Annotated in this window: 22 protein-coding genes and 3 pseudogenes; 18 read left to right on the top strand and 7 right to left on the bottom strand. The window is 59.2% G+C overall.

Translation table 11 applies throughout. The features are described 5' to 3' along the window. Positions 1–262: 262 nt before the first annotated feature. On the bottom strand, positions 263–433 hold the full coding sequence (locus AC1DPR_RS25120; RefSeq protein ID WP_477817370.1) for a hypothetical protein: 171 nt from the start codon (positions 431–433) through the stop codon (positions 263–265). Positions 434–472: 39 nt separating this feature from the next. Continuing rightward, positions 473–607 (bottom strand): annotated as a pseudogene (locus AC1DPR_RS25115) (helix-turn-helix domain-containing protein); the annotation flags it as partial. A gap of 82 nt (positions 608–689) precedes the next feature. On the opposite strand from AC1DPR_RS25115, the pseudogene AC1DPR_RS25110 reads away from it, so the two are divergent. The 16 genes and pseudogenes from AC1DPR_RS25110 to AC1DPR_RS25035 form a co-directional block, all read left to right on the top strand. Beyond that, positions 690–1,337, top strand: a pseudogene (locus tag AC1DPR_RS25110) (LysR family transcriptional regulator); the annotation flags it as partial. A 138-nt stretch (positions 1,338–1,475) separates the two neighbouring features. Beyond that, entirely contained in the window at positions 1,476–1,730 is a 255-nt protein-coding gene (locus AC1DPR_RS25105) for a type II toxin-antitoxin system Phd/YefM family antitoxin (protein ID WP_062369244.1), read from the top strand. Further along, positions 1,730–2,164 (top strand): type II toxin-antitoxin system VapC family toxin, encoded by a 435-nt coding sequence (locus tag AC1DPR_RS25100; protein WP_113164193.1) that lies wholly within the window; start codon positions 1,730–1,732, stop codon positions 2,162–2,164. Before AC1DPR_RS25105 ends, AC1DPR_RS25100 begins: the two co-directional genes overlap by 1 nt. A 379-nt stretch (positions 2,165–2,543) precedes the next feature. Next, a complete protein-coding gene (locus tag AC1DPR_RS25095; RefSeq protein WP_018858188.1) occupies positions 2,544–3,299 on the top strand; it encodes a FadR/GntR family transcriptional regulator in 756 nt (251 codons plus the stop codon). A 59-nt stretch (positions 3,300–3,358) separates the two neighbouring features. Then, on the top strand, positions 3,359–4,867 hold the full coding sequence (locus AC1DPR_RS25090) for an ABC transporter substrate-binding protein (protein ID WP_477817369.1): 1,509 nt from the start codon (positions 3,359–3,361) through the stop codon (positions 4,865–4,867). A gap of 74 nt (positions 4,868–4,941) precedes the next feature. Continuing rightward, a complete protein-coding gene (locus AC1DPR_RS25085) occupies positions 4,942–5,889 on the top strand; it encodes an ABC transporter permease (protein WP_477817368.1) in 948 nt (315 codons plus the stop codon). Further along, positions 5,886–6,758: an ABC transporter permease gene (locus tag AC1DPR_RS25080; RefSeq protein WP_477817367.1), complete on the top strand. Its 873-nt coding sequence runs from the start codon at positions 5,886–5,888 to the stop codon at positions 6,756–6,758. Before AC1DPR_RS25085 ends, AC1DPR_RS25080 begins: the two co-directional genes overlap by 4 nt. Before the next feature lie 21 nt (positions 6,759–6,779). Further along, positions 6,780–8,561: a gamma-glutamyltransferase family protein gene (locus AC1DPR_RS25075; protein WP_477817366.1), complete on the top strand. Its 1,782-nt coding sequence runs from the start codon at positions 6,780–6,782 to the stop codon at positions 8,559–8,561. A gap of 5 nt (positions 8,562–8,566) precedes the next feature. Beyond that, entirely contained in the window at positions 8,567–9,328 is a 762-nt protein-coding gene (locus AC1DPR_RS25070) for a DUF1028 domain-containing protein (protein ID WP_477817365.1), read from the top strand. A 20-nt stretch (positions 9,329–9,348) separates the two neighbouring features. Further along, positions 9,349–11,199 (top strand): ABC transporter ATP-binding protein, encoded by a 1,851-nt coding sequence (locus AC1DPR_RS25065; protein ID WP_477817364.1) that lies wholly within the window; start codon positions 9,349–9,351, stop codon positions 11,197–11,199. A gap of 628 nt (positions 11,200–11,827) precedes the next feature. Next, entirely contained in the window at positions 11,828–12,568 is a 741-nt protein-coding gene (locus AC1DPR_RS25060; protein ID WP_477817363.1) for a helix-turn-helix domain-containing protein, read from the top strand. 145 nt (positions 12,569–12,713) lie between these two features. After that, on the top strand, positions 12,714–13,928 hold the full coding sequence (gene hemA, locus AC1DPR_RS25055; protein WP_018858180.1) for a 5-aminolevulinate synthase: 1,215 nt from the start codon (positions 12,714–12,716) through the stop codon (positions 13,926–13,928). A gap of 51 nt (positions 13,929–13,979) precedes the next feature. After that, positions 13,980–15,236 carry a condensation domain-containing protein gene (locus AC1DPR_RS25050; protein WP_477817362.1) on the top strand — a complete coding sequence of 419 codons (1,257 nt, stop codon included), beginning with the start codon at positions 13,980–13,982 and terminating at the stop codon, positions 15,234–15,236. A 119-nt stretch (positions 15,237–15,355) separates the two neighbouring features. Further along, entirely contained in the window at positions 15,356–16,306 is a 951-nt protein-coding gene (locus AC1DPR_RS25045) for a catalase family peroxidase (protein ID WP_477817361.1), read from the top strand. A 41-nt stretch (positions 16,307–16,347) separates the two neighbouring features. Next, on the top strand, positions 16,348–17,244 hold the full coding sequence (locus AC1DPR_RS25040) for a helix-turn-helix domain-containing protein (protein WP_018858177.1): 897 nt from the start codon (positions 16,348–16,350) through the stop codon (positions 17,242–17,244). A 183-nt stretch (positions 17,245–17,427) separates the two neighbouring features. Further along, a complete protein-coding gene (locus tag AC1DPR_RS25035) occupies positions 17,428–18,147 on the top strand; it encodes a helix-turn-helix domain-containing protein (protein ID WP_477817360.1) in 720 nt (239 codons plus the stop codon). Positions 18,148–18,218: 71 nt separating this feature from the next. Here AC1DPR_RS25035 and AC1DPR_RS25030 read toward each other — a convergent pair whose 3' ends face one another. Then, positions 18,219–18,458, bottom strand: a complete 240-nt coding sequence (locus AC1DPR_RS25030; RefSeq protein WP_018858175.1) for a hexameric tyrosine-coordinated heme protein — start codon at positions 18,456–18,458, stop codon at positions 18,219–18,221. Positions 18,459–18,676: 218 nt separating this feature from the next. Between AC1DPR_RS25030 and AC1DPR_RS25025 the strand changes: the two genes are divergently transcribed. After that, on the top strand, positions 18,677–19,678 hold the full coding sequence (locus AC1DPR_RS25025) for a catalase family peroxidase (RefSeq protein ID WP_477817359.1): 1,002 nt from the start codon (positions 18,677–18,679) through the stop codon (positions 19,676–19,678). 576 nt (positions 19,679–20,254) lie between these two features. Beyond that, positions 20,255–20,680 carry a pyridoxamine 5'-phosphate oxidase family protein gene (locus AC1DPR_RS25020; RefSeq protein WP_113471654.1) on the top strand — a complete coding sequence of 142 codons (426 nt, stop codon included), beginning with the start codon at positions 20,255–20,257 and terminating at the stop codon, positions 20,678–20,680. Between the two features lie 197 nt (positions 20,681–20,877). Here AC1DPR_RS25020 and AC1DPR_RS25015 read toward each other — a convergent pair. From AC1DPR_RS25015 to AC1DPR_RS25000, 4 genes and pseudogenes are all read right to left on the bottom strand, one after another. After that, positions 20,878–21,006 (bottom strand): annotated as a pseudogene (locus tag AC1DPR_RS25015) (IS30 family transposase); the annotation flags it as partial. Between the two features lie 71 nt (positions 21,007–21,077). Beyond that, positions 21,078–21,614, bottom strand: coding sequence for a cytochrome b (locus AC1DPR_RS25010; protein ID WP_477817358.1), 537 nt, complete (start codon positions 21,612–21,614; stop codon positions 21,078–21,080). Then, a complete protein-coding gene (locus AC1DPR_RS25005; protein ID WP_477817357.1) occupies positions 21,611–22,657 on the bottom strand; it encodes a catalase family peroxidase in 1,047 nt (348 codons plus the stop codon). The genes AC1DPR_RS25010 and AC1DPR_RS25005 overlap by 4 nt, the downstream gene beginning before the upstream one ends. 510 nt (positions 22,658–23,167) lie before the next feature. Next, on the bottom strand, positions 23,168–23,998 hold the full coding sequence (locus AC1DPR_RS25000; RefSeq protein WP_026371920.1) for an alpha/beta hydrolase: 831 nt from the start codon (positions 23,996–23,998) through the stop codon (positions 23,168–23,170). Positions 23,999–24,007 lie beyond the last annotated feature (9 nt).

The raw sequence follows: 24,007 nt of genomic DNA, 5'->3' as shown, positions 1-24,007 counted from the left end.
TGCGCAAAGGGTTCTGCTTTTTTACGAACGAAAGTTCAGGCCCGCTAGGACCAACCGCTCTGCGCATCGTCACTGCGGTGTTGCAATCACCTCAATGGCAAACGAGGCCGGTGCATCATAACCGATGCACCGGCCTCGCAATGTATAAGGTCGCGCTGTTGGATAATCCCGGAGGTCGATTGTAGAGAATACAAGTACCCCGAGTTCGCTGCATATAATCGTCTGCTTTGCCGGATCGACTTGCCATTAAGGTGGCATATCGTTACCGCGAGCCAAATGTGCCGTTTGCTTTCGCCAGCGCTTCGATCATGACAACCAATCTGGAAAGGTCCTCTTGATGCAGTGCTTTTAATGCTGCCGATATCCGTTCTTGAAAAACCTCGTCGGCGCTTCGAACGCGTTCCTCGTTACCAAGCCCGAGCAGTTCGTCCACGGAGGTCCCCAAAATAGTCGCGATCCGGACAAGCGTTGCAAGATCAGGCTCGCGTGCCCCGCTGACGTAGTTCCCGTACCGTCGGTCGCTCAGGCCAGTTCGCCTTGCTACTTCAGCATTTGAGATTCCGAGCTGTTCGGCGCGTCTTTTAAGATTCGCGGAAAATGGTTCCATACCACATTTTGTTCATGACAAGCCCAACGGGTCTATGTACGATATGTTGATATACAATAGAACAATGTGTGGATTTAATTCCATGGAACTACGCCAACTCTCCTATTTCAAAGCGGTGGCCGAGGAACTGCACTTCGGCCGGGCGGCAGCCAGGATGCACATTGCCCAGCCGGCGCTCAGCAACCATGTGATGTCGCTGGAAAGGGAGCTTGGCTGTCCGCTGTTCATCCGCTCGACGAGAAGGGTGGAACTGACCAGGGCAGGGGAAACCTTCTACGATCGCTGTGTGCGGATCTTGAGCGACATCGACCTGACCACCGAACTGACCCGGGCTGCCGGCGGCAGCCGCATCCGCCAGATCCGGATCGGCAGCATCTATCCGGCCACCATGGGCATGCTGCCAACCTTCCTTGCCAAGATCGCCCGCAAGTATCCCGATGTCCGCATCCACATCGCGTCGGGCAATACCGGCGAGATCATCCGCGGCCTGGAGACCGGCCAACTCAATCTAGGCTTCATCCGCCCGGTGGAAAACATCGGCTCGTTGCGCTTCGTCTCGCTTGCGCATGAGCGCTACTACCTGGCAGTTGACCATGCCAATCCGCTGGCAGCCAAAGACGAGATCAGCATCGACGATCTGCGCACCCAGAAGATCATCGCCTTCAACCGGCAGAACCTGTCGTTTTCGGAACGCTACTTCAATGAGAAGTTCGCGGAATACGACCTCACCGCCGTTGCCGACTTTTCCGCTGCTCCGGCGGATTGCCGAGTTTGGCTGTTTTAGTTTAGCCCGAGTGGCCTGCCCCTTGCAATTCCAGTTTACGCGAGCTACATGTGGTTACGTAACCACAAAGTTTGGAGGCTCGTCATGACCGTTACCATGCTTTCAGGCCGAGAACTCAATCAGGACCTTGGCCGCGCAAAGCGCGCCACCAGGGATGGACCTGTGATCATCACCGACAGGGGTCGGCCTGCGCATGTCCTCCTGTCGTTCGATGAGTACAAGCGGCTTATCGGTAAAATGCGGACGCTCGGTGACATGCTGGCCGCGCCCGGAGCGGATGATGTTGACTTGCCGCTCCCGCAGCGCACGGAACATGCCCGGTCGGTTGACCTATCCTGATGCTGTTGCTCGATACCAATGTCGTGTCCGAACTGCGCAAAGTCGCGAGTGGCAAAGCTGATCCCAATGTCGTCGTTTGGAACGAAACGGTCGATCCGGCCGAGACCTTCATTTCATCCGTAGTCCTGCACGAGCTGGAGATCGGCGTTCGGTTGGTGGAGCACAATGATGCCGTCGCCGGGAAGGTGCTGCGCAACTGGTTGGAAAATACGGTTCTTGCGGCATTTTCCGGCCGCATCCTGCCTCTGGACGAGGCGACGGCCGTTCATGCGGCCCAATGGCATGTTCCCAATCCCAAACCAATCAATGACGCCTATATTGCGGCGACAGCCTTCACGCGGCGGATGACGCTTGTCACGCGCAACGTCAAGGATTTTGAAAGCATGGGAGTGGCGCTCGTAAATCCGTGGGATCTCCCGACACAGCATTCTTGAGAAACCACTTTGGCTAGCATGTAGCTCAGGATTAGCCCGCGATCGCGGCGGCGTTCGAACGACTTTATGGCCGCCGCAGCATCGAACGGCGTGCCATCTTGGAACTTTGACACCGTCTGCCTGAGCGAAAGGTGCGTCCGAGACCTAAGCTGCGTGCCCCGAAATCCTCTGTATGGCGTAGACGGTTAGCTCTCGACGGCTCAAGTTGCACGTGATCGGGCGCCCTTCGCTGCCCGCAGGTGAAATGCCAGCTTACGAGCGTAACTACTGCCTTACGAAGTCAAGAAAATTGCGACTTTCATGAATTTTGGCATTGACGCCACCGCGGATTGCGGGGCAGTTTGAACCACTTGGAAATTGGTTCGAACCAATAAGCAAAATGGCAGTACAAGGACTACCCGAAAATTCAACTTATGCTCTCGAGAAGCTCCGAGAGCTGCTGAGCTCTTCCGATCTTCCTGCGGACGGCAAGCTGCCGACCGAGCGTGCTCTCTCCGATCTGTTCGGCGTCAGTCGCCGCGCTATTCGCCGGGCGCTGGAAGTCCTTGATGCCGAGGGCAGGATTTCTCGCCGCCAGGGATCCGGGACTTACGCGGGTCAGCGAGCCGAAGGGCTCAGCCGGCACGTCGGCGCTATCGTCGCCGGAACCAATTTTCTTGAAATCATGGAAGTGCGGCTGCGAATAGAACCGCAGCTGGCGCAACTTGCTGCCGTCCGTGCCAAGCCAGCCGACATCGAGCGCATGCGTGAATTGACGAAGAAGATCGTCGCCAGTGAGGATGCCGACGCACGCGAATTGTGGGATGGCGCGCTGCACCGGCTGATCGCCCAAAGCGCCGGCAATCAGTTCTTTCTGGAAATCTTCGACGTCATCAACCACGTCCGCCAGGACGACGCCTGGCAGGCGATCCGCGAAATGGCGCGCCGCAGCCATAAGACGGAGGAGCGCGCTTATGCGCAGCACGCCGCCGTGATCGACGCAATCGCCGAACGGGATCCGTTACGCGCTGCCGAAGCGATGCGCCAGCACCTGCTGATGCTGCAGGAAAGCCTCATCCGCGTCACCTCCTTCGATCTGCCGGAAGAGGGAAGCGAAGAGAAACGAAAAGCGGACGGAGCCGCTTTGGACGCCTGACAATCGGCCGGCCAGGGAAGCCGGCCCGGAAAACTGGTTCAAACATAAGAGGGAACGAGATGAAAACTGCCAACTTCCTTGCTACTCTTGGCGCAAGCGTCCTGTTAGCGCTACCGACCTTTGCCGCCGAACTGAAGATCGGCCTTGCCGATGACGCTGACGTCTTGGATCCGGCGCAATCGCGTTCGTTCGTCGGCCGTATCGTCTACACGGCGCTATGCGACAAGCTGTTCGACGTCACTCCCGATCTCAAGATCGTCGGGCAGCTGGCAACGGATTACAAATGGTCCGCAGACGGCAAGGAACTGACGCTGACGCTGCGACAGGGCGTGAAATTCCAGGATGATACGCCCTTCAATGCCCAGGCTGTCGTCGACAATATCACCCGCGCGATGACCCTGCCGGAATCGCGCCGCAAGAGCGAGCTTTCCTCCGTCTCCAAGGTCGAGGCGACAGGGGACTACGAGGTGAAGTTCACGCTGAAGGCTCCGGATGTTACGCTGGTCGCAAAGCTTTCCGACCGCGCCGGCATGATGATCTCACCGAAGGCCGCCAAGGAACTCGGCGCCAAGTTTGGTGATCATCCGGTCTGCTCCGGCCCGTTCAAGTTCGTCGAACGCGTGCAACAGGACCGCATCGTGCTCGAAAAGTTCCAGGACTATTGGAACAAGGACAACATCTTCATCGACAAGATCACCTATCGGCCGATCCCGGATAGCGCGGTGCGGCTCGCAAACCTGCGCTCGGGCGACCTCGACCTGATCGAGCGCGTGGCGCCGACGGATGTCGAGACCGTGAAGGGCGATTCCAACCTGGACATGGTCGACAAGGTCAATATCGGCAACCTCGGCATCTACTTCAACGTCGGCAACGGCGCCCGCGCCGACAATCCCCTCGGCAAGGATAAGCGGCTTCGCAAGGCTTTCTCGCTGGCGATCGACCGCGAAGCAGCAATGCAGATCGTCTATGACGGGACGGGTGTCGCCGGCAACCAGCCGTTCCCGCCCTCGAGCCCATGGTTCAACAAAGATCTTCCGGTTCCGGCCCGCGACGTCGACAGGGCCAAGGCCCTGATCAAGGAAGCGGGCTTCGACCGCGTTCCGGTCGAGCTCAACATGGCCAACGATCCGATCATCGCCCAGATGATGCAGATCATCCAGTCGATGGTCGCCGAAGCCGGGTTCGACGTGACCTTGAAGGCCACCGAATTCGCCACGCTGCTCAACGACCAGACCGCCGGCAACTATCAGGTCAGCCGGTCAGATTGGTCCGGCCGCGTCGATCCTGATGGCAACACCAACCAGTTCTACACCACCGGCGCGGGCCTCAACGACATGCACTACAGCAACACCGACGTCGACAAGCTGCTTTCCGAAGCCCGCCAGTCGCAGGACGATGCCGTGCGCAAGCAGAAATACGATGCGGCCGGCAAGATCCTCGCTGAGGACCTGCCGATCGTCTACATCGGGCATCAGGCCTGGATCTGGGGCTACAACAAGAAAGTCACCGGCTTTGTCCCGTCACCGGACGGCATGATCCGCCTCGTGGGCGTGAAGAAGGCCGACTAACAGAAAACGCCGCGCGGGGGCTGTCTCTCCCGCGCGGCGCCTGCAACGCGACTGACAAGCATCGGGATCTCCTCATGTACACCTACATCGGAAAGCGGCTGCTGCTTGCCATACCGACGCTGCTGATCATATCCGTCTTCGTCTTCTCGCTGCAGAAGCTTCTGCCGGGTGATCCGGTCCTGGCCATGGCCGGCGAGGACCGCAGTCCGCAAGTGCTGGAGCTCTTGCGCGAAAAATACCGGCTGAACGATCCGGTGGTCTACCAGTACGGCTACTGGCTGGCGGGTGCGGTGAAGGGCGATCTCGGCATCTCGCTGAGGACGAACCAGGAAGTGACGACGCTGATCGCCGAGAAGCTGCCGGTGACGATCCAGCTCGCCGTGATGTCGATCGTCTTTGCACTGTTGATCGGCATCCCCATGGGCATACTCGCTGCAGTCAAGAAAAACACCGCGCTCGATCTCGTCGCCAATTTTATCGCGCTCTGCGGCCTGTCGATCCCGAACTTCTGGTTCGGCATCATGCTTATCCTCTTCATCTCGGTAAAGCTCGGCTGGCTGCCGGCCTTGGGCTACGCACCCTTTTTCGAAGATCCACTGCATTCGATCGAAACAATGATCATGCCGGCGTTCGTTCTCGGCAACGCGCTCGCAGCCACGCTGATGCGCCATACGCGCTCCTCGATGCTGAGCGTGCTCAGCGCCGACTATATCCGCACCGCCCGTGCCAAGGGTCTGTCGGAGGGGGCGGTCGTATTGCAGCATTCCTTCCGCAACGCACTGCTTCCCATCGTCACCGTCACCGCACTTCTCTTCGGCGAGCTGCTTGCCGGTGCTGTTCTGACCGAGCAGATCTTCACCATTCCAGGCTTCGGCAAGCTGATCGTCGATGCCGTGTTCAACCGAGACTATGCCGTCGTGCAGGGCATCGTGCTCTGTACCGCGACAGGCTTCATCCTGATGAATCTCGTCGCCGACGTGCTTTACGTCCTGCTCAACCCGCGCATGAGGACCGCCCTATGACCGCCATCGAGCAGTCGGCCACTGCAGTCGAGCCGCGTTCGCAAAACCGTGCCTGGCGCAAGATGAAGGCCAACAAGGGCTCGCTTGCGGGCCTTGTCATCGTCCTCTTCTTTGCGGTCGTCGCGATCTCCGCGCCGCTGCTGCCGATACCCGACCCAGCGGCGACGAGCTGGTCGGCGATCCGCAAGGCGCCGTCGCTTGCCCATCTTCTCGGCACCGACGATCTCGGTCGCGACATCCTTTCTCGCATGGTCTGGGGTGCCCGGGCATCGCTGCTGGCCGGCATCTTTTCGGTGGCGATCGCGGTTGTCGTCGGCGTGCCCTTCGGCCTGATCGCCGGCTATTTCGGCGGTTGGATCGACCATGTGATTTCGCGCATCATCGAGGCGTTCCTGGCGATGCCGTTCCTGATCACGGCGATCGCGCTCGCCGCCTTCCTGGGGCCAAGCCTCTCCAACGCGATGATCGCGATCGGGCTTTCGGCCATGCCGATCTTCGTGCGGCTGACGCGTGGCCAGACGCTCGCCGTCAAGACCGAGGAATTTGTGGAAGGCGCGCGCGCCATCGGGCTTCGCCACTTCAATATCATCAGACGCTACATCCTGCCGAACGTCTTTGCGCCTATCCTCGTGCAGGCGACGCTGACGATCGCCACCGCCATTATCGCCGAGGCAAGCCTGTCCTTCCTCGGTCTCGGCCAGCAGCCGCCTGCGCCGAGCTGGGGTTCGATGCTCAACGTCGCCAAGAACTTTCTCAACCAGGCGCCCTGGATGGCGCTGTGGCCGGGACTGGCGATCTTTCTCGTCGTCATGGGTTTCAATCTTCTCGGGGACGGCCTGCGCGATGCGCTGGACCCTCGGGAAACGTAATTTCTTCGAAAGGAAATTGAGATGAGTACGTTCACGACCCGCCCCGAAATTCTCGGCACCTTCGGCGTCGTCACCTCGACGCACTGGATCGCCTCGGCCGTCGGCATGAGCATCCTGGAAAAGGGCGGCAACGCCTTCGACGCGGCGGTCGCGACCGGTTTCGTACTCCAGATCGTCGAGCCGCATCTGGTCGGCCCTGGCGGCGACCTGCCGGCGATCATCTATTCGAAGAAGAAGGACAAGGTCGAGGTCATCTGCGCCCAGGCGCCGGCGCCGGCCGGAGCCACGATCGAGCACTATACGAACGAGGGACTGAAGATGATCCCCGGCGACGGTCTGCTCGCGACCGTCATTCCGGGCTCCTTCGATGGCTGGATGCTGATGCTGCGCGACTACGGTCGCTTGAGCGTCCGCGATGTTCTCGAACCGGCGATCTATTATGCTGAGAACGGCCATCCCGTGCTGCCGCGCGTCTCGGCCACCATCGCCGGCCTTGCCGACTTCTTTGCAAAGGAATGGCCGACCTCGTTCGAAACCTGGTTGCCCGGCGGCTCTGCGCCGGCACCCTGGTCCAACTTCAAGAACCCCGTGCTTGCTAAGACCTGGAAGCGCATCGTCTCGGAATCCGAGAGCAAGTCCGGCCGCGAGGCGCAGATCGAAGCCGCGCGCGACGCCTTCTATCGCGGTTTCGTCGCCGAGGCGATCGACACTTACCTGCGCAAGGCGGAAGTGATGGATGCGAGCGGCAGCCACCACAAGGGCGTGCTGAGCGCGGACGACATGGTGAACTGGCAGGCGACCGTCGAGGCGCCCGTCACCTATGACTATCACGGCTGGACGGTCGCAAAGACCGGTCCGTGGGGACAGGGGCCAGTACTCCTGCAATCGCTGTCGCTGCTGAAGGGTTTCGATCTTGCCTCCATGGATCCGGCCGGTCCAGATTTCGTACACACCGTCGTCGAGGCGATGAAGCTCGCCTATGCCGACCGCGAGGTCTATTATGGCGATCCTGATTTCACCGACGTACCGCTTGATGAGCTTCTGTCGGACGCCTATGCCGCCGAGCGCTGCAAGCTGATAACGAACGAAGCCTCCTTCGATCTGCGCCCCGGCCGTCTTTCCGGCTTCGAGGCACAGTACGATGCCACCATGGCGCTGCTTGAAGGCGCCAAGACGGGTGCTGTCTACGAGCCGACCATGGCGCATCTGAGCGAGAAGCGCGGCGACACCGTGCATATCGACGTCATCGACAGCGAAGGCAACATGGTGTCGGTGACGCCTTCCGGCGGATGGCTGCAATCCTCGCCGATCGTTCCCGGCCTCGGCTTCTGCCTCAATTCGCGCGCTCAGATGTTCTGGCTGAAACCGGGTCTGCCGTCGTCGCTCGCCCCGGGCAAGCGTCCACGCACGACGCTAACGCCTTCCATCGCCCTCCATGAAGGCCGGCCGACACTCGCCTTCGGTACGCCGGGCGGCGACCAGCAGGACCAGTGGCAGCTCGCTTTCTTCCTGCGCTATGTCCATCATGGCATGAACCTGCAGGAAGCGATCGACCAGCCGCTCTTCCACACCGCGCATTTCCCGGGCTCCTTCTATCCGCGCACCCGGGCGCCGGGCGACCTGACGGCCGAAGCCAACTTTCCCGCGGCAGCGCTCGAGGCGCTGCGCCAGAAGGGCCATCAGCTCACGGTTGCCGATCCATGGACCGTCGGGCGCCTGACAGCGGCGCGGCGCGATGCCGACGGACTGTTGCGCGCGGCCGCCACGCCGCGCCTGATGCAGGCCTACGCGGTCGGGAGATAATCGCCATGACCTGGTCCATCGTTGCCCGCGAAGCGGAAACCGGCCATCTGGCGATCGCGGTCGCCACCCGCTTCTTCGCCGTCGGCGGCGTCGTGCCGCACATTCGCGGCCGTGTCGGTGCGGTCGCGACGCAAGCCTTCGTGAGCCCGCTCTACGGCACCGATGGCCTCGCCATGCTCGCCGCCGGCAAGTCGCCGGAGGAGATCATTCCAGCTCTGACTGGGCGCGACGAGGGGCGGGACCAGCGCCAGCTGCATCTCGTCGATGCCAAGGGCCGCAACGCGGCCTTCACCGGCGCCAAGTGCATCGACTGGGCCGGCCATCTGGTCGACGACAACGTCTCGGTCGCCGGCAACATGCTGGCGGGGCCGCAGGTGATCGCCGAAACGCTCTCCACCTTCAAGAAGACAGCGGGCAGACCCCTGGCCGAACAGCTGCTCGAAGCCATGCAGGCCGGCGAGGACGCCGGCGGCGACAAGCGCGGCAAGCAGTCGACAGCGCTCATCATCTATCGCGATCAGGATTTTGCCTGGCTCAATCTGCGTGTCGACGACCACGCCGATCCCTTGGGCGAACTCAACCGGCTCTATGCCGTTGCCCAGGAGCGCTACCTGCATGTCGCCGAGACCATGCCGACCCGGGACAATCCGAGCGGCATGATCGACCGGCGCGCAATCGACGAGCGGATCGCAGGGCTGGAGGCGGAACGCGTGGCGGCCGGAAGACCGTCCGCCTCGTTCGCCACGCCGCTCAAACCCGCGACCTGATGCAAATGGAAGGTGAGCCCATGACAACCGCAGCCGCCGTCAAGCCCGCCGCAGGCCTGGCACCCGTCCTGTCGGTCTCCGGCCTGACGACGTCGTTCAGGGTGGATGGCGCCTGGCGGCCGGTCGTGCGCGACGTCTCCTTCGACGTGATGCCAGGCGAGACCGTCGCCATCGTCGGCGAAAGCGGCTCAGGCAAGAGCGTTACGTCGCTCTCGATCATGCGGCTGCTTGCGAAAGGCAGCAGTCGGGTCGAAGGCCGCATCCTGCTCAATGGGAGGGATCTCCTTTCGCTCTCCGACAAGGAGATGCGCGGTGTCCGCGGCAAGGACGTCGCGATGATCTTTCAGGAGCCGATGACCTCGCTCAATCCGATCTTCACCATCGGGCGGCAGATCTCCGAAGCACTGACCTGCCATGGCAATCTTTCGGCGGCGGAAGCCAGGGCTGAGACGATCCGTCTGCTCGAAAAGGTCCGCATTCCGAATGCGGCCTCCCGCTTCGACGAATATCCCCACCAGTTTTCCGGCGGCATGCGCCAGCGGGTGATGATTGCCATGGCGCTGGCCCTGCGTCCGAAGTTGTTGATTGCCGACGAGCCGACGACCGCGCTCGATGTCACCATCCAGGGCCAGATCCTCGATCTCATAAAGACGCTGCAGGAAGAGGAGGGTATGTCCGTCCTTTTCATCACCCACGATATGGGCGTGGTAGCAGAGATTTCGGACCGCACCGTCGTCATGTATCGTGGCGAAGCCGTTGAAACAGGAAAGACGGAAGAAGTTTTCCACCGCGGTCGGCATCCCTATACCCGCGCCCTGCTTTCAGCGGTGCCGCGTCTGGGTTCGATGACGGATCGTGCAAGCCCGCTTCCATTCCCGGTAGTCGACGCTGCGACCGGCCAGCTGAAAGAGGCCGCAGAGGCTTGCCGAACCGTTGACGATAACAGGAAGCCGATCCTCGAAGTCAAAGGGCTCGTCACCCGCTTCGACATTCGCGGCGGCCTGCTCGGGCGCAAAACCGGTGCGATACACGCGGTCGAGAACGTTTCCTTCGACCTTCACCAGGGCGAAACACTCTCGCTCGTCGGTGAATCCGGCTGCGGCAAGTCCACGACCGGCCGCTCGATCATGCGCCTTCTCGATGCGCGGGCCGGCAGCGTCCGCTTCGAGGGAAAGGACGTGCTGAAACTCGACGGCGCCAGCCTGCGTACCATGCGCCGCAACATCCAGATGATCTTTCAGGATCCCTTTGCCAGCCTTAACCCGCGCATGAGCGTCGGCACCTTGATCGCCGAACCCTTCAGCGAACACGGCCTTGGAACGCGCGCTCAGGCACGCGACAAGGCAGCCGACCTCATGGAACGGGTCGGGCTGAAGGCGGAGATGATGAGCCGCTATCCGCACGAATTCTCCGGCGGCCAACGCCAGCGCATCTGCATTGCCCGTGCACTGTCACTTGATCCCAAGGTCATCGTGGCGGACGAGAGCGTTTCGGCGCTCGATGTCTCGATCAAGGCGCAGGTCTGCAATCTCCTGATGGACCTGCAGAAGAGCCTCGACCTGGCCTATCTGTTCATCTCGCACGACATGGCCGTCGTCGAGCGCCTCAGCCACCGGGTCGCAGTCATGTATCTTGGCGAGATCGTGGAAATCGGGCCGCGTCCGGCGGTCTTCGGCAATCCGCAGCACAGCTATACGAAGAAACTAATAGCTGCAGTGCCGGTCCCCGATCCCGCCCGCCGCGGTATCCGGCGAAACCTCGCGGCTGACGAGCTGAAAAGCCCGGTTCGTCCCCTCGACTACGTCCCACCCACACGCCAGTATCGCGAAGTCAGCCCCGGCCACCTGGTTAGGATCGACCAAGACGCTTAGGACCGAGGTTTGTGCCCTTACGGTCGTGTTCTTCGACGTTTGGTCGGGGATCGCGGGCGGACGGAGCGGGATGCGAGATTCCCACCGGTCTGTGGCCCGCTTCTGTCCGGAAAAACTCCTTAGCCTGCATCAGCAGGATATAGGCGATCGCTTCGCTGGAAATACTAGATCCGAGGCCCTTCATGGACACCATTGCCGATTAATGGAAGGATGACGGCAAGCAAAGTCGTTTTGGGATGGATATGTTGGTCATACGCATGAAAATCCTTGCAAACGGGGCTTCATGCCGCAAATGGATCACAACCTCACGCGTGATTGACTGGTCGGCCAATGACGGCCGTGCACCCTGGCAAAGTGAGCGATCCGAGCGTTTGCGATAGGCACATTCTTTTACGACATATTGCATCGCCGAATGGCTGTCATATTATGCGCATCCATTCGAAGTGATCGTGGTGACTAAATGCGCGATAGCGGTGGCTACGGGGAAGGCTTCGGCAAAAGGCTTGGCGCGCAGGCAACGTCCTTTGTCAGCAGAGCGCTTCGAAAATCGACGATCGCCGCAACCGAACTCCGATATGATAGTCCGAGCTTTGAACTCTCCACTCCTCCAAAGGAGGAAGATGCGTTCATGGTCGGGCACTATCTTGTCGACTGTCCATCCTATCTTTACTGGGAGAGTGGTCGTCCCGCTCCGGCCTCGGCAATAGGTCAAGGGCAGACCATCATTTATGACCTCAAGCGACAGCCGACATTTCTCCTGAATCACGGCTTCCACACTGTTCACTACTATTTCTCGCGTGCTGCCCTAAGCGCCATCTCAGAGGAAGCAGGTGCTTCTCCTATCGATGAGCTGCAATACAAGCCGGCATTGGCCACCGATGATCCTGTTATGCGGAATATGTCAGCCGGATTGTTGCCGTTCTTTGGGCGCCCCGAAGAAGCGAGCGTGCTCTTTATGGACCATGTGATGCTTGCGATCGGAATCCACGTGGCCGCTCGCTATGGCGGCATGAGGCTTAGGCGGGAAGGCGCGCGCGGCGGGCTTGCACCTTGGCAGGAGAAGCGGGCTAAGGAAATGATCGTGTCTAGACTTGGTGAGGATATCTCGCTCGCCGCAGTCGCCAGCGAATGCGGGGTGTCGGCCCGTCATTTTTCCCGGGCGTTTCGACAATCGACCGGTATTTCGCCGCACCAGTGGCTGACGCAGCAACGCGTGGAGACTGCGAAGCGGCTTCTCGCCGCCAACGAACTGAACCTCACCCAGGTGGCCCTGGCTTGCGGCTTTGCTGACCAGAGCCATTTCACACGAGTTTTCGTGGCGCTAACCGGAACGAGCCCAGGGTTATGGCGGCGGAATAACGCCATATGAGCGTTGTCAGGGCCGAGAGAACAGCGATCCGCCCTTAAACTTATTCCTGTCCGAATCAAACAATAGATGACCCGTCGCTTCCAGCGGCCTTCCAGTTCATCGCTTAGGATGATCCCGTCTTCAGTCGGAAACGCGGGAGAAAAAGATGGACTACGAGGCATTTTTCAATGAACGGTTGTCAGACCTTAGGTCTGAGGGCAGGTATCGGATTTTCGCCGATTTGGAGCGCACCGAGGGCACATTCCCCCGAGCTATGATTCATTCGCCGGACGGATCACGTGAAGTGATCGTGTGGTGCTCCAACGACTATCTCGGCATGGGGCAGCACCCTGCTGTCGTCTCCGCTATGAAGGAGGCCGTGGATGCATATGGGGCTGGAGCCGGGGGCACCCGCAATATCGCCGGTACCAATCACCTTCATGTCCTTCTTGAGAGCGAACTTGCCGCCTTGCATGGCAAAGAGGCGGCTTTGACATTCAGTTCCGGCTATATGTCGAACTGGGCCACTCTGACGACATTAGGCACGCATATACCCGATCTTATTGTCTTCTCGGACGCAGCTAATCATGCTTCGATGATTGAAGGCATCCGCCATTCGAGGTGTGAGCGCATTGTCTGGCGGCACAATGACGTCCGCGATCTGGACGACAAGCTCCGTGCAGCCGATCCTCACGCCCCAAAACTGATTGCCTTTGAATCTCTCTATTCGATGGATGGTGACATTGCTCCCATCCGTGACATCTGCGACCTCGCCGAGAACTATGGTGCGATGACCTACCTTGATGAGGTCCATGCCGTCGGAATGTACGGGCACACCGGCGGCGGTATTGCCGAAAGTCAGGGTTTATCAGACCGTCTGACGATTATCGAGGGAACGCTGGCCAAGGCGTACGGGGTCATGGGCGGTTACATCGCCGCGTCGGCAGCGCTCTGTGATTTCATTCGCTCGTTCGCCTCTGGCTTCATTTTTACGACAGCGTTGCCACCGGCGCTTACCGCCGGGGCATTAGCCTCGATAAGACATCTTAAAAAGAGTCCATTCGAGCGCGTCCGGCATCAGGATCGGGTCGCCCGATTGCGCGCGCTTCTCGATCGAGCCGCCATTCCTCACATTGATAATCCCAGCCACATTATCCCGATCGTCATTGGCGACGCGGCCAAATGCAAGTGGGTATCCGACCTTCTCGTTCGGGATTTCGGCATTTACGCGCAGCCAATCAACTATCCGACTGTCCCCCGTCGGACCGAGCGTCTCCGGATCACGCCTACACCACTTCACACCGATGCGGACATCGAACACCTCGTTGGCGCACTCTCGTCCTTGTGGTCGCAGTGCGCGCTTTCCAAAGCGGCAGCCTGAGCCCGAGTATCCCGGCAATCGTTGCTGGCCGTCCGAACAAAGGAATTCGTCATGGAACAGCAGGTAAAGCCATCAGTCGCCCCACAATCCAGCATTCCACTTCGTCCCTTAGGCGCTGTGGAGCAATACTTCTGGCTTAGCGACCAAAATAGTCCCAAACACTTCTGCATGACGCTGCAGGTGTCGGGTGAAACGACAATTGAATCCTGGAAGAGCGCTCTCGAGGCTACCCGGTTGCGGCACCCACTCCTGCGTTCGAAGATCGCAAGGAATGAGTTCGGCGTTCCAAGTTTTTACATGGGCAGTGGTCGCCCGATCCCGCTAGAAGTCATCAGGTCCGAGCCGCCACATGCGTGGAAGACAGTGGTGTCGGATGAACTGATGAAGCCGTTCGAACAAACCGATGCGCCGCTCGTTCGCGCAGTTTTGTTTCACTCACCTCGCTATGCGACACTGGTCGTCACTGCGCATCACGCAGTAGCTGACGGCATGTCGATCGCATTTGTATTGCGAGACATGCTAGAGGTGATGAGTGGCGGTCACCGCGGACAGCTCGGGCTGGCCCTCGCGCAAGAGAGCATCGCCTCTGAATGGGACGTTAATTCCGTCGGGGCAGCCCAGTCCGCAACGGCGATCCCGGCGCGAATGCTTGATAGGTCAAAGGGCTGGCCCGTCATTTCGAGCCTGCAACTGTCGCAAGAATTCTCAGCGCAGCTTAGGGTGGYTGTGCGGCGTCATGCGACGACCGTCCATGGCGCGCTCCTGTCGGCCATCATTCTGGCAGGTCGGCGGCTTTCAAAAGCATGGTTCGACGCGACAATCCGCGCCGTATCCCCGGTCAATCTCAGGCCGACGCTCGGTATCACAGACGACTGTGTTGTCTCCATCGTCTTCCCGATCGGCGGATACGCGCCGGGCATCGCGACCGGGCTCTGGGATCTGGCCAGGGATATCCGCCAAGACCTGATGCCGATGAAGACTCGAGAGGCAATTGTCGAGTCCTTCGGTGCGTTTCAGCGTATCTTCGACGCTTCGCCCTCGGTCGAGGAGCTCGCCGCCATCGAGTTGCAGGCTTGTGCTTGCGAAATGATGCTCTCGAACCTTGGGGAAGCGCCCTTGTCTGACGCGTACGGCGCTGTCCGTGTCGAAGCCCTTTGGGGACCATCGGTTTTTGTCGGCATCGAGGGCGAGCAGATGATCGGTGTAGCGACAGTCGGCGGCCGCATCCATTTGCTCCACACGAGCTTCACACCGATTCCCGGCCTTCTGAAGGCTGCCGAGAACCTGCTCCGGGAAGCCGTTGATTGATCATGAAGCGCAGACGATTTTGTCCTTTTTAGACAAAACATCGCCGCCCAGTTCACGACACCCGAGATGCCGCTACTAAACTCAACGAACACCAACGCGGTTCGCCGGAGGTATAGGCGATGTCTGATGTGATCGAAAACACCGAATTTGTCCCGACCGAGGGAGCCGCGACGCCGGCGTCGATTGTGGCGGCCCTCAAGGCTGTTGCGGGCAATCCTCCAAAGGTTCGAGCGAGTTTCGCAAAGGGTCGGTGCGTACGGGGCCGCTACGTGCCTTCCGGGCGCGCGGCGGAAATTACACGTTCTGTGAATTTCACGAGACCAGGCCGTGTACTCGCGCGGTTCTCGATGGGTGGCGGCAACCCGAATGTGCCGGATACGAACAGGTTGGTGTTGCGCGGGTTCAGCTTTCGCATCGAGACCGACGGCGAGACGTCGGACATCCTTGTCGAAAGCGCACCGGTCCATTTCGCTCGCACTCTCGACCAGATGCTTGCCTTCCTTAAGGCCCGCATTCCCGGGCCGGACGGCAAACCGGACCCCGCCAAAGTCAAATCCTTTTCGGACGCCAATCCCGAGACACTCAACCAGGCGAAGTACATTGCGGCCCGTTCGCTCCCGGCGAGCTTTGCGGGAACCACGTACTGGGGAGTTCACTCATTCCCCGTTATCAACGAAGCAGGCAAGACGAGATTCATTAAATTCAAGATCGTGCCACGGATCGGAGAGATCGTTCTGACCGATGAAGAGGCGAAAGAGAAGGCTGTGGACTTTCTCCACCATGACCTTGAGGATCGCATCCGGAACGGCGGGATAGAGTTTGACATTCTGGCGTTGCTCGATCGACCAGGCGATCCGACCATGGATGTTACCGCTCGCTGGCCCGGAGAAGATGAACGTGAAACAGTTGTCCTCGGTACGATCACGATCGATGCGATCGATAGTGATCATGCCTGCGATGTCTCGATTTTCGATCCGGGTACGTTGGCCCACGGAGTTGGCTATCCGCCCGACGAAATCTTCGCCGCGCGTCTGAAGGCCTATCGAATTTCCTTGGCAAAGCGCCAATAACGACCGATGGAACTACGAGAGCTGCCCGCGAGGAAACTGAGATGCGCAGTCAGGGAGTTTATGGACAAAGTCTCGGAGACCACTTTCACCTGGACGACGCTCCGGCCATCGTGACCAAGACGCTGAAGCGATCGGAAGTGGCGGTCACACACATTAAGTGTCGGAAACCTAGCCTGACGTCATCGATCCCGCCCGAAGATGCCTATCTGGTGGCGTATCAGATCGAAGACTGCATCGAGCACGAGCTTTGGATCAACGGCAAGGGTACCGGCAGGCTTCCCTTTTTCGGCGGCCAAACATCCTTCTACGATCTGCGTGAAGACCCAACGTCCTTCATCGGCGAAACTTCGAATTGCATGATGTACTACCTGCCGAAAAGCGCCATGGATATGATAGCGGAGGAACATGGCAAGCGATTTGGAGAGCTGGAGATGCGGTCCGATAAGCCCGCTGATGATCCGGTCATCGCCGCCCTTAGCACAACCCTGATGCCCGCTTTTGCAAATCCCGAATATGCGAGCCAACTCTTCCTCGATCACACGACGCTTGCCGTCGCCAATCATATCGCCCACCGTTACGGCGGTCTGCACGTGATTGCGCGGGCTGTCGCTGGAGGTCTCTCCGCGAAGAATGAACGGCGCGCGAAGGAAATCATCGACGCCAATCTTACGGGAGAGATTTCCCTCGCGGAACTTGCATCGCACTGCGGACTGTCGCCCCGCCATTTCGCGCGCGCCTTCAAGCAATCTACGGGAATGCCCGCGCATCACTGGATGGTGGTGCGGCGTTGCGATCGGGCAAAGCACCTGCTTCGGGATACTCGATTGCCGATTTCCGACATCGCACTCGCCTGCGGTTTCGCAGACCAAAGTCATTTCACCCGCACCTTTTCCCGCATTGTCGGCATCTCGCCCGGTGCGTGGCGCAGGCGCGCTTAGGAGAACGATATGGAAGAGACCGGTGCTTACGGTGAGCGGTTGAGAAAGACTTTCAAAGTCGCCCGCGCGCCATCCCTTGTCGCCAAAACCTTGAAGAACGCCCGGATCGCCATCACGGAAATCCGTTGCGATAAGGCAAACACGGGCCTGAGCGAGCCGATCGCAGTCGAGGACGCGTTCCTCATGACCGTGCAGTTGCGCGACGTTCCCGCTCACGACCTGTTCCTTGATGGCAAGCAAATGAAAACCGCGTTTCTGCCTGTGGGGACAACGAGCTTTTACGATCTGCGCTCGTCTCCGGTGGCCAATAGTATAAGCGCTTTTAACCACATCAGCTTCTATGTGCCCCGAACAGCATTGACGGCTATCACCGATAAGGAAGGAATTTCGTCGGTCGACGCTTTCAATCACAACCCGGGCGTTGGCGTGCAGGACCCCGTCATGCATAATCTGGTCCGTGCCATACTTCCGGCGTTCCGTTCCCCTGGTCTCGCCAATCAGTTGTTTGTCGACCATCTGACAGTTGCTGCAACCGCCCACGCTGTGCGCCATCACGGATGTGCGTTTCGACAAAAAGCGACGCGGCGCAAGACCTTGTCGGACGGAGAGGTCTCAAGAGCACAGGAAAAGCTCTCAGAACATCTGGACGGTGACCTCAGGCTGGAGGAACTTTCGGATGAGTGCGGCATGTCGCCACTAGAATTTGTGTCCGCCTTCGAGGAAACCGTCGGCGGCTCCGTTCACGCCTGGAGGGACGACCTCAGGATTGAGCGTGCGAAGCGCCTGTTGGTCCGCGGCTACGAAGCAGGAGAAGTGGCCGCGCTCCTTGGTTATGAGCAAGTTTCCGACTTCGTCGGCGATTTCATCCGAAAAGTCGGGACCGACCCGCGTGGTGTCCACTGACTATCACTACCGGTCGCTCTTTTGCACTTTCGTACGGATTCAATTTGCTCTTTGTTTGCCTCCTCTCCGCTCTATGCAATGGGTCGATCGTGCCAATAGTTGTTCGCCGCAGCGATGGCTTGAAAGTTCATCGCAATGATTTGGCAGGCCATTAAAATGGTTTCGGCATCGTCCTCGTAGATCACCACCAGCCGGTCCCGTATGCTCTTCGAAGGCTGGACCTTCCTCACCATTTCCCATGCAAGCCTGGCGGCCAGATCGACGCCTTCGCGGGGCGTTGCGGTTTCAAGTGATGCAGCGAACTCTTTCACGGATGCCTCCCAGCTTCTTTTGCCGTTGCAGGATAGTTCACTCAGGTTCGCAGGTATTGGACGGTGGCGCCGCTGCTTGCACTATCCGGCCATTCCGTACTGCACCTGAATGTTCAATTTGATGGCCCGATTTGGAAAAGAATGACAGTTGCGGAAAATCCGGATTGTGGCGTCTCGGGCAAAATTGCGTGGTGAATATAGCGAAAAGGAGCAATCGCATGTCGAACCTCACTTCCGCCAATTTCCGGATCAAACGTTGCCTGGCGGCATCAGTCTTTTGGGCCGCCGTGATAACGTCGGCCGCCTGGGCGGACGGGCAGAAAGAAACGCCGCAGGACCTCATAAACACACTCCACGGGACATTTGGTGCGCACCACGAACGGGCGGTGCACACCAAGGGCGTGATGGTCGTTGGTACATTCACGCCGACCAGGGACGCGAGTAAACTCACGAAAGCTTCGGTGTTCTCCGAAGGAAAACTCCCCGTCGTTGCGCGTTTCTCCCTTTTTGCCGGCGTGCCCGACATTCCAGATACGGCGAATGGCGCGGCACCAACCGGCCTAGCGATCAAAATCAAGGCCAAGGACGGGACTGAGTTTGATTTCGCCACCGATCAACACAACGGATTCGTCGTCGCGACGAGTGACGAATTCGCCAACTTTCTACGTTTGGTAGCCGCGAGCGGTCCGGGCGTGGAACATCCGACGCCGTTGGAAAAGTTCCTCGATAGCCATCCAATCTCTAAGCATTTTGTCGAGACACTCACGTCCCCCGCATCCTACGCAACTGCGACCTTCTTTGGGATCAACTCATTCAAATTTACCAATGGTGACGGAAAGTCGGCGTTTGTGCGCTATCGCTTTGTGCCGAAAGCCGGAGAGCATTACTTGAATTCCGAGGAACTCAACAGGATGGGACCGAACTATCTCCAAGAGGAAATCGTGTCGAGGATTTCCAAGAAGCCGGTCGTATTCGATTGGTATGCGCAGGTGGCCGAAGATGGCGACAAGATCGAAGACCCGTCTATTGCATGGCCGGAGAGCCGCAACCTCGTAAGGCTTGGCACATTCAACTTCGATGGCTTACCGCGCGATAAGGCCGTCGCCGACAAGCAAACGCTTTTCCTCCCGGGTACCAGTCACCCTGGTATCGAACCGGCTGACCCCATGCTGACGTTTCGCAACCACACCTATCCGATATCGTTCGGAGAGCGGCAGTAGGAAGCGCCAGTTGCCGGCCGCCCTGTTGCGCCACGAACATTGAAAACAAAGCGCTTTCTTTCGGGCGCGGATGGGCCGCGTTTCGCATCCGTTCCCATCTGCGCCCATGATTATTTTGGGCGCAAGGGCAGGGCGATGTGTCTGCTTTGCGGCAAGAGCGATCATTCCCGTGCAAGTGAAGCAACGTCCTGTCGGCGATCTTGCGTTCTTTTAGAACCTTGACCTTCATGATGTTCGGCGCAGGACCCTGCCGGCAGATGACGTGGGAGAGCACCTCGGCAACCACTTCCTCGCTTGCATGCAGTCTGAACTGCTGAGGCGCGCACGAAGCGGAACAAAACCACAATCAGTCCGCTCGAGGTCCAGGTCACGGTCTCGACGACCATCGAACGAGGGCGAGCAATGTGTTAATCGTCCTGGAAGGCATGAGATTTGAACGGACGCATCAATGGCTGGATCGGGCGGTGAACGCATATCTCGCAAGTTCGCGGCGCTGGCGGCCAAACTCCGGTGAAGCCGGCGGGCTGTCGAATGAGACTGCACAAAAATCGTGAATACTCACTGAGGGATGAGGCAATGGACGAAGATCATACGAAACGCATGATCCTTGAATTCCTGAGGAAGCACACTTTGGCGGTCATTGCGACATGCCACGGCAATGGAACGCCGGAGGCGGCTACGGTCGACTTCTCGGTGCGGGACAATCTTGAGATCGTGTTCGACACTTTCAAGGACACCCGGAAGTTCAACAATCTCGCGGAGCGTCCCGGCGTCGCGTTCGTTGTCGGATGGGACGACAACATCACGGTTCAATACGAGGGTGAGGCCACAAGGGTTCCTGCCGCAGATATCGAACAATACCAGGAAGCCCATCTCAACAGCGTCCCGGCGGAAAGGGAGTTCATCGAGAGAGGGGCCGAGATGTTCAAAGCAACGCCGCGGTGGATTCGATATTCCGATTTCAACAAGGAGCCTCCCGAGCTCATCGAGATTCAATTCTGACAGACGCAACGGCTTCGGGTCGCCGTCCGAGGGCGTCGGCTAAATCGTGACACCCGCCTTGAGGGCACGATAACCTAGAGGATCGCGGAGGCTCAGCAAACCCGATCATCAAGATAAATGTGGGCGCTCCCAACGCTCGCGAATCGTGCGCTCGGCGACGTGTTTCGTTCTCGGAACGGCTGCTTTGGGCAGTGGGTTCAATTGATCGCCGCAACACATTCTGCAAATTTTTCCGCGGGCGTCTGATAAAGCAAGGTCTTTCTTGGGCGTTCGTTGAGCTGCCTGGCGATAGCATTGAGCTGGGCTTGGCTATGCACGGACAGGTCCGGCGGAAAAATGGCCTTCGGGCCTCACGAACGAAGTCCTTTTGCAGGGCGACCTCGTCGATGGAGCGAGCTTACTTGCCAGACAGCATCGTTTGCAGGACCCCATCGCGTCGAACTAAACCATGGAAGAGCGCTGCCGCCAGATGCACCATCACGAGGGCAAAGAACGCGAAGGCGAGATAGAAATGCGCGCTCCACAGCATTGTATGGAGGCTCGCGCTCTGCGGTAGGATCGGCGGAAGGCGGAACCCACCAAAAAGCACGATGGGATAGGCGGCTGCGGACATCATGGCCCAGCCGATCAGGGGCATGCCGATCATCAGCGCGTACAAGCCAACATGGGAAAGATGCGCAGCGAGTCTCATCGGCTCGGGAAGGTCTGCGGGCAGTGCTGGTGCGCCTGATACGAAGCGCACCAAAAGACGAACCAAGGCGAGAACGAGAATGGCGATTCCCAGCGTCTTGTGGGTTGTCACCAGCGGTACGTACTGCCGTCCGATGGTCGAGACCATTCCGACGCCGATGAATAGCATGGCCAGAATTCCGATCGCCATCAGCCAATGCAACAAACGCTGAACGGCGGAGAAGCGTGTTTTTATGTCCGTCATGGCTTTGCGCTCGCTGCTGTTCGAGGATAGTGGTTCGCCTCACTGGTACGCAGATCATAGGATCTGGCATAAGCTGCCGATCGGGCTGCCGGGAACGGATCATCGCCAACCTTGATACCGTCAGGCAAAATGGTCGGGTCAAAATTGATATCCCGGCAGGGACCATCGACCTCCGGCTCGATGTTCTGCACCACGAGCGTTCCAGCTTCGACAGTACGCCGCTCGGGCGGCCAGGCCCTCGTCGGATCCGATGTTGGATCTGAGGGGTCGGCAACTGTCAGCACGAGTGTCCAGCGCTGCGGCGATTTGGCAACGCGCTCAGTAATGTCTTCTTCGAGATGATTGGGGCCGAGTTTCGCGAATTCCGCGCCGGAGAGTGGCATGGCCTGCGTTTCTGGGCGCAATGACCAACGCACTGCGTTCTTTGTACCCGCGGCATCCGTGAAAATGAATGCATTGAGACTGTTAAAAGTCACCTCCGCGTAGCTGGCTGTCCAGGGAGCCTTGGTTGCCCACTCGCCAAACGCAGCGAATTCTGGATGTGCTGCCACGAAGCCTTTCATCGCTTCGGGATCCTTACTCTTCGAGGCCTCGAGCAGGTCGTAGAATCCTTGAGGCGTCGAGACCGCGAAGACGGGTGGGTCAATTAGTGCCATGCGCCAGACGCTGTTGTCAGGCGCTGAGATTTGCACGCCGACGCCCCGCACCCGCACCGTCGGATCAGCGGCGTTCGGATCAGGCGTTGCCAAGTTGAAGCGCCCGAGAACGGGGTAGTGCCCTGCGGTGAATACCGTTGCCTTCGAAAGCGCCACAGCGGTCCCATTCGATTCAAAGGTGCCAGTGAAGCAGACGCCCTTTGCGTGATTCCGCCGATGTCCCAGCGCGGGTCCGCCCGGAGGCGCCAGGGCGCTGACAAGTTCTGTTGAAGAAAGGCGACCGGGCGAAAGCCATCCGGCAGTGTAGGCAAAGGCGCCGACGCTGAAACCGACCACCGCGGCAATAAGCACCAAGGATCCGAGAGCGGAACGCTGCGAGCCCGGCATACAAGCCTCTCCGTCTTTAGCAGTTTCTCTGCGATGCTAGGAAATCAAAGCCAGTGCGTCGACAGGCGACGACGCGGGTTTCAGCGCTTCTCCTGTTCTTAGGCCACGGAGGATGGCATTGTTGTTGAGCGCGGTCAAATCGGACTTCATAACGGGAAACGCATCCTCAATGGCCGGGATGGGGTACCTGGAAGAGGTGGCGAATCCGTGCGGTGATCGATGTTGGATGGAGCTGAGCGCCTCAAGTCATTCGACAGGTGAACTCGCTCTCCACTCGCAGTACCACGCTGTCAGCACGGATGAGCGTATTGGTGAGCCCCGGTCGGTAATCACGTCGGCGTGCCGCTGGGGCGGCTCGCGAGAACGGTATTGGTCGCTTTCATGGCTCCTTCCTTTTTCGAGGATCAAGCGGGCAAATCCCGATTCGGCGCCATCATCGGGCAACAGTGATGGGGCCTTGATGTTCACGCGCGTTGCAAGCATGGATCGAAGCATCGAAGCATCGAAGCCTCAGGCGGGGCACGGCTCGCCAGTCACTAATCGGGCGAGAAGATCTCCAGCCTCAGAGCCAGGGACACCGAGGTCGCGAACTGAGTCCATGTGGTTCCGAGCTGCCAGGATCTTCCGGACTGCCGGGAGCCCTTGCCCTCGCAAGGTAGACAGAAACGCATTAGATTGCGCATGAAAAGGATCTGTCTCTTTTGCGCCAACCGCTAGGATAACGCGGCAGTGCGGGTCGTGGTGGTGAGAGAGAGGTGTGAAGCGCGCCACCTCTTCATCCGATAGCGCAATCTCGTTTTGAAGAAACGACCGCTGCAACGGAGCGAGGTCGTAAAGACCACCGAGCAAGAACGCACCTTCGATGCGGGAGGGGATGGTACTCCCATGAAATAGGAAGCTTGCCAGGTGTGCGCCTGCCGAATGCCCGCTCACCGTTAGTGTCGAGGGGTCGCCTCCATACTCTGCGATGCGGTCAATCACCCATCGTTTGGCGCGTACGACTTGGTCGACAAGGACCTCCATCCTGTGGGCAGGCATTAATGCATAGTCGACGATGACAGCGATCGCGCCTGCCTGGGTGACGGTGTTTGCAACACAGGAATAGTCGCGCTTGGAAAACATCCGCCAATAGCCCCCATGGATGAACATGTGGACCGGAAGGTTCTTTCGTGTCCCTTCCGGATAGAAGATATCCAAGCTTTCGGAGGGACCGTCGCCATAGACGACGTTCCCAGTCATTGATAGAGTTTCGCGAGTTCTTTCACTCGCTTTCACGATCTCGCTGACAATGCTGTCGAAGTGCGCAACATGATCACGTATGCGAAATGGGTCCGTTTCCACGATTGCTCC

The organism is Rhizobium sp. 01T417, from assembly GCF_056398905.1.
This window is presented reverse-complemented; position numbering and strand designations above follow the sequence as displayed.

Excerpts from the sequence above, each read along its gene's own strand:
- AC1DPR_RS25105 (WP_062369244.1), top strand. The coding sequence starts at position 1,476 with ATGACCGTTACCATGCTTTCAGGCCGAGAACTCAATCAGGACCTTGGC.
- AC1DPR_RS25100 (WP_113164193.1), top strand. The coding sequence starts at position 1,730 with ATGCTGTTGCTCGATACCAATGTCGTGTCCGAACTGCGCAAAGTCGCG.
- AC1DPR_RS25095 (WP_018858188.1), top strand. The coding sequence starts at position 2,544 with ATGGCAGTACAAGGACTACCCGAAAATTCAACTTATGCTCTCGAGAAG.
- AC1DPR_RS25090 (WP_477817369.1), top strand. The coding sequence starts at position 3,359 with ATGAAAACTGCCAACTTCCTTGCTACTCTTGGCGCAAGCGTCCTGTTA.
- AC1DPR_RS25085 (WP_477817368.1), top strand. The coding sequence starts at position 4,942 with ATGTACACCTACATCGGAAAGCGGCTGCTGCTTGCCATACCGACGCTG.
- AC1DPR_RS25080 (WP_477817367.1), top strand. The coding sequence starts at position 5,886 with ATGACCGCCATCGAGCAGTCGGCCACTGCAGTCGAGCCGCGTTCGCAA.
- AC1DPR_RS25075 (WP_477817366.1), top strand. The coding sequence starts at position 6,780 with ATGAGTACGTTCACGACCCGCCCCGAAATTCTCGGCACCTTCGGCGTC.
- AC1DPR_RS25070 (WP_477817365.1), top strand. The coding sequence starts at position 8,567 with ATGACCTGGTCCATCGTTGCCCGCGAAGCGGAAACCGGCCATCTGGCG.
- AC1DPR_RS25065 (WP_477817364.1), top strand. The coding sequence starts at position 9,349 with ATGACAACCGCAGCCGCCGTCAAGCCCGCCGCAGGCCTGGCACCCGTC.
- AC1DPR_RS25060 (WP_477817363.1), top strand. The coding sequence starts at position 11,828 with ATGGTCGGGCACTATCTTGTCGACTGTCCATCCTATCTTTACTGGGAG.
- hemA (WP_018858180.1), top strand. The coding sequence starts at position 12,714 with ATGGACTACGAGGCATTTTTCAATGAACGGTTGTCAGACCTTAGGTCT.
- AC1DPR_RS25045 (WP_477817361.1), top strand. The coding sequence starts at position 15,356 with ATGTCTGATGTGATCGAAAACACCGAATTTGTCCCGACCGAGGGAGCC.
- AC1DPR_RS25040 (WP_018858177.1), top strand. The coding sequence starts at position 16,348 with ATGCGCAGTCAGGGAGTTTATGGACAAAGTCTCGGAGACCACTTTCAC.
- AC1DPR_RS25035 (WP_477817360.1), top strand. The coding sequence starts at position 17,428 with ATGACCGTGCAGTTGCGCGACGTTCCCGCTCACGACCTGTTCCTTGAT.
- AC1DPR_RS25025 (WP_477817359.1), top strand. The coding sequence starts at position 18,677 with ATGTCGAACCTCACTTCCGCCAATTTCCGGATCAAACGTTGCCTGGCG.
- AC1DPR_RS25020 (WP_113471654.1), top strand. The coding sequence starts at position 20,255 with ATGGACGAAGATCATACGAAACGCATGATCCTTGAATTCCTGAGGAAG.
- AC1DPR_RS25010 (WP_477817358.1), bottom strand. The coding sequence starts at position 21,614 with ATGACGGACATAAAAACACGCTTCTCCGCCGTTCAGCGTTTGTTGCAT.
- AC1DPR_RS25005 (WP_477817357.1), bottom strand. The coding sequence starts at position 22,657 with ATGCCGGGCTCGCAGCGTTCCGCTCTCGGATCCTTGGTGCTTATTGCC.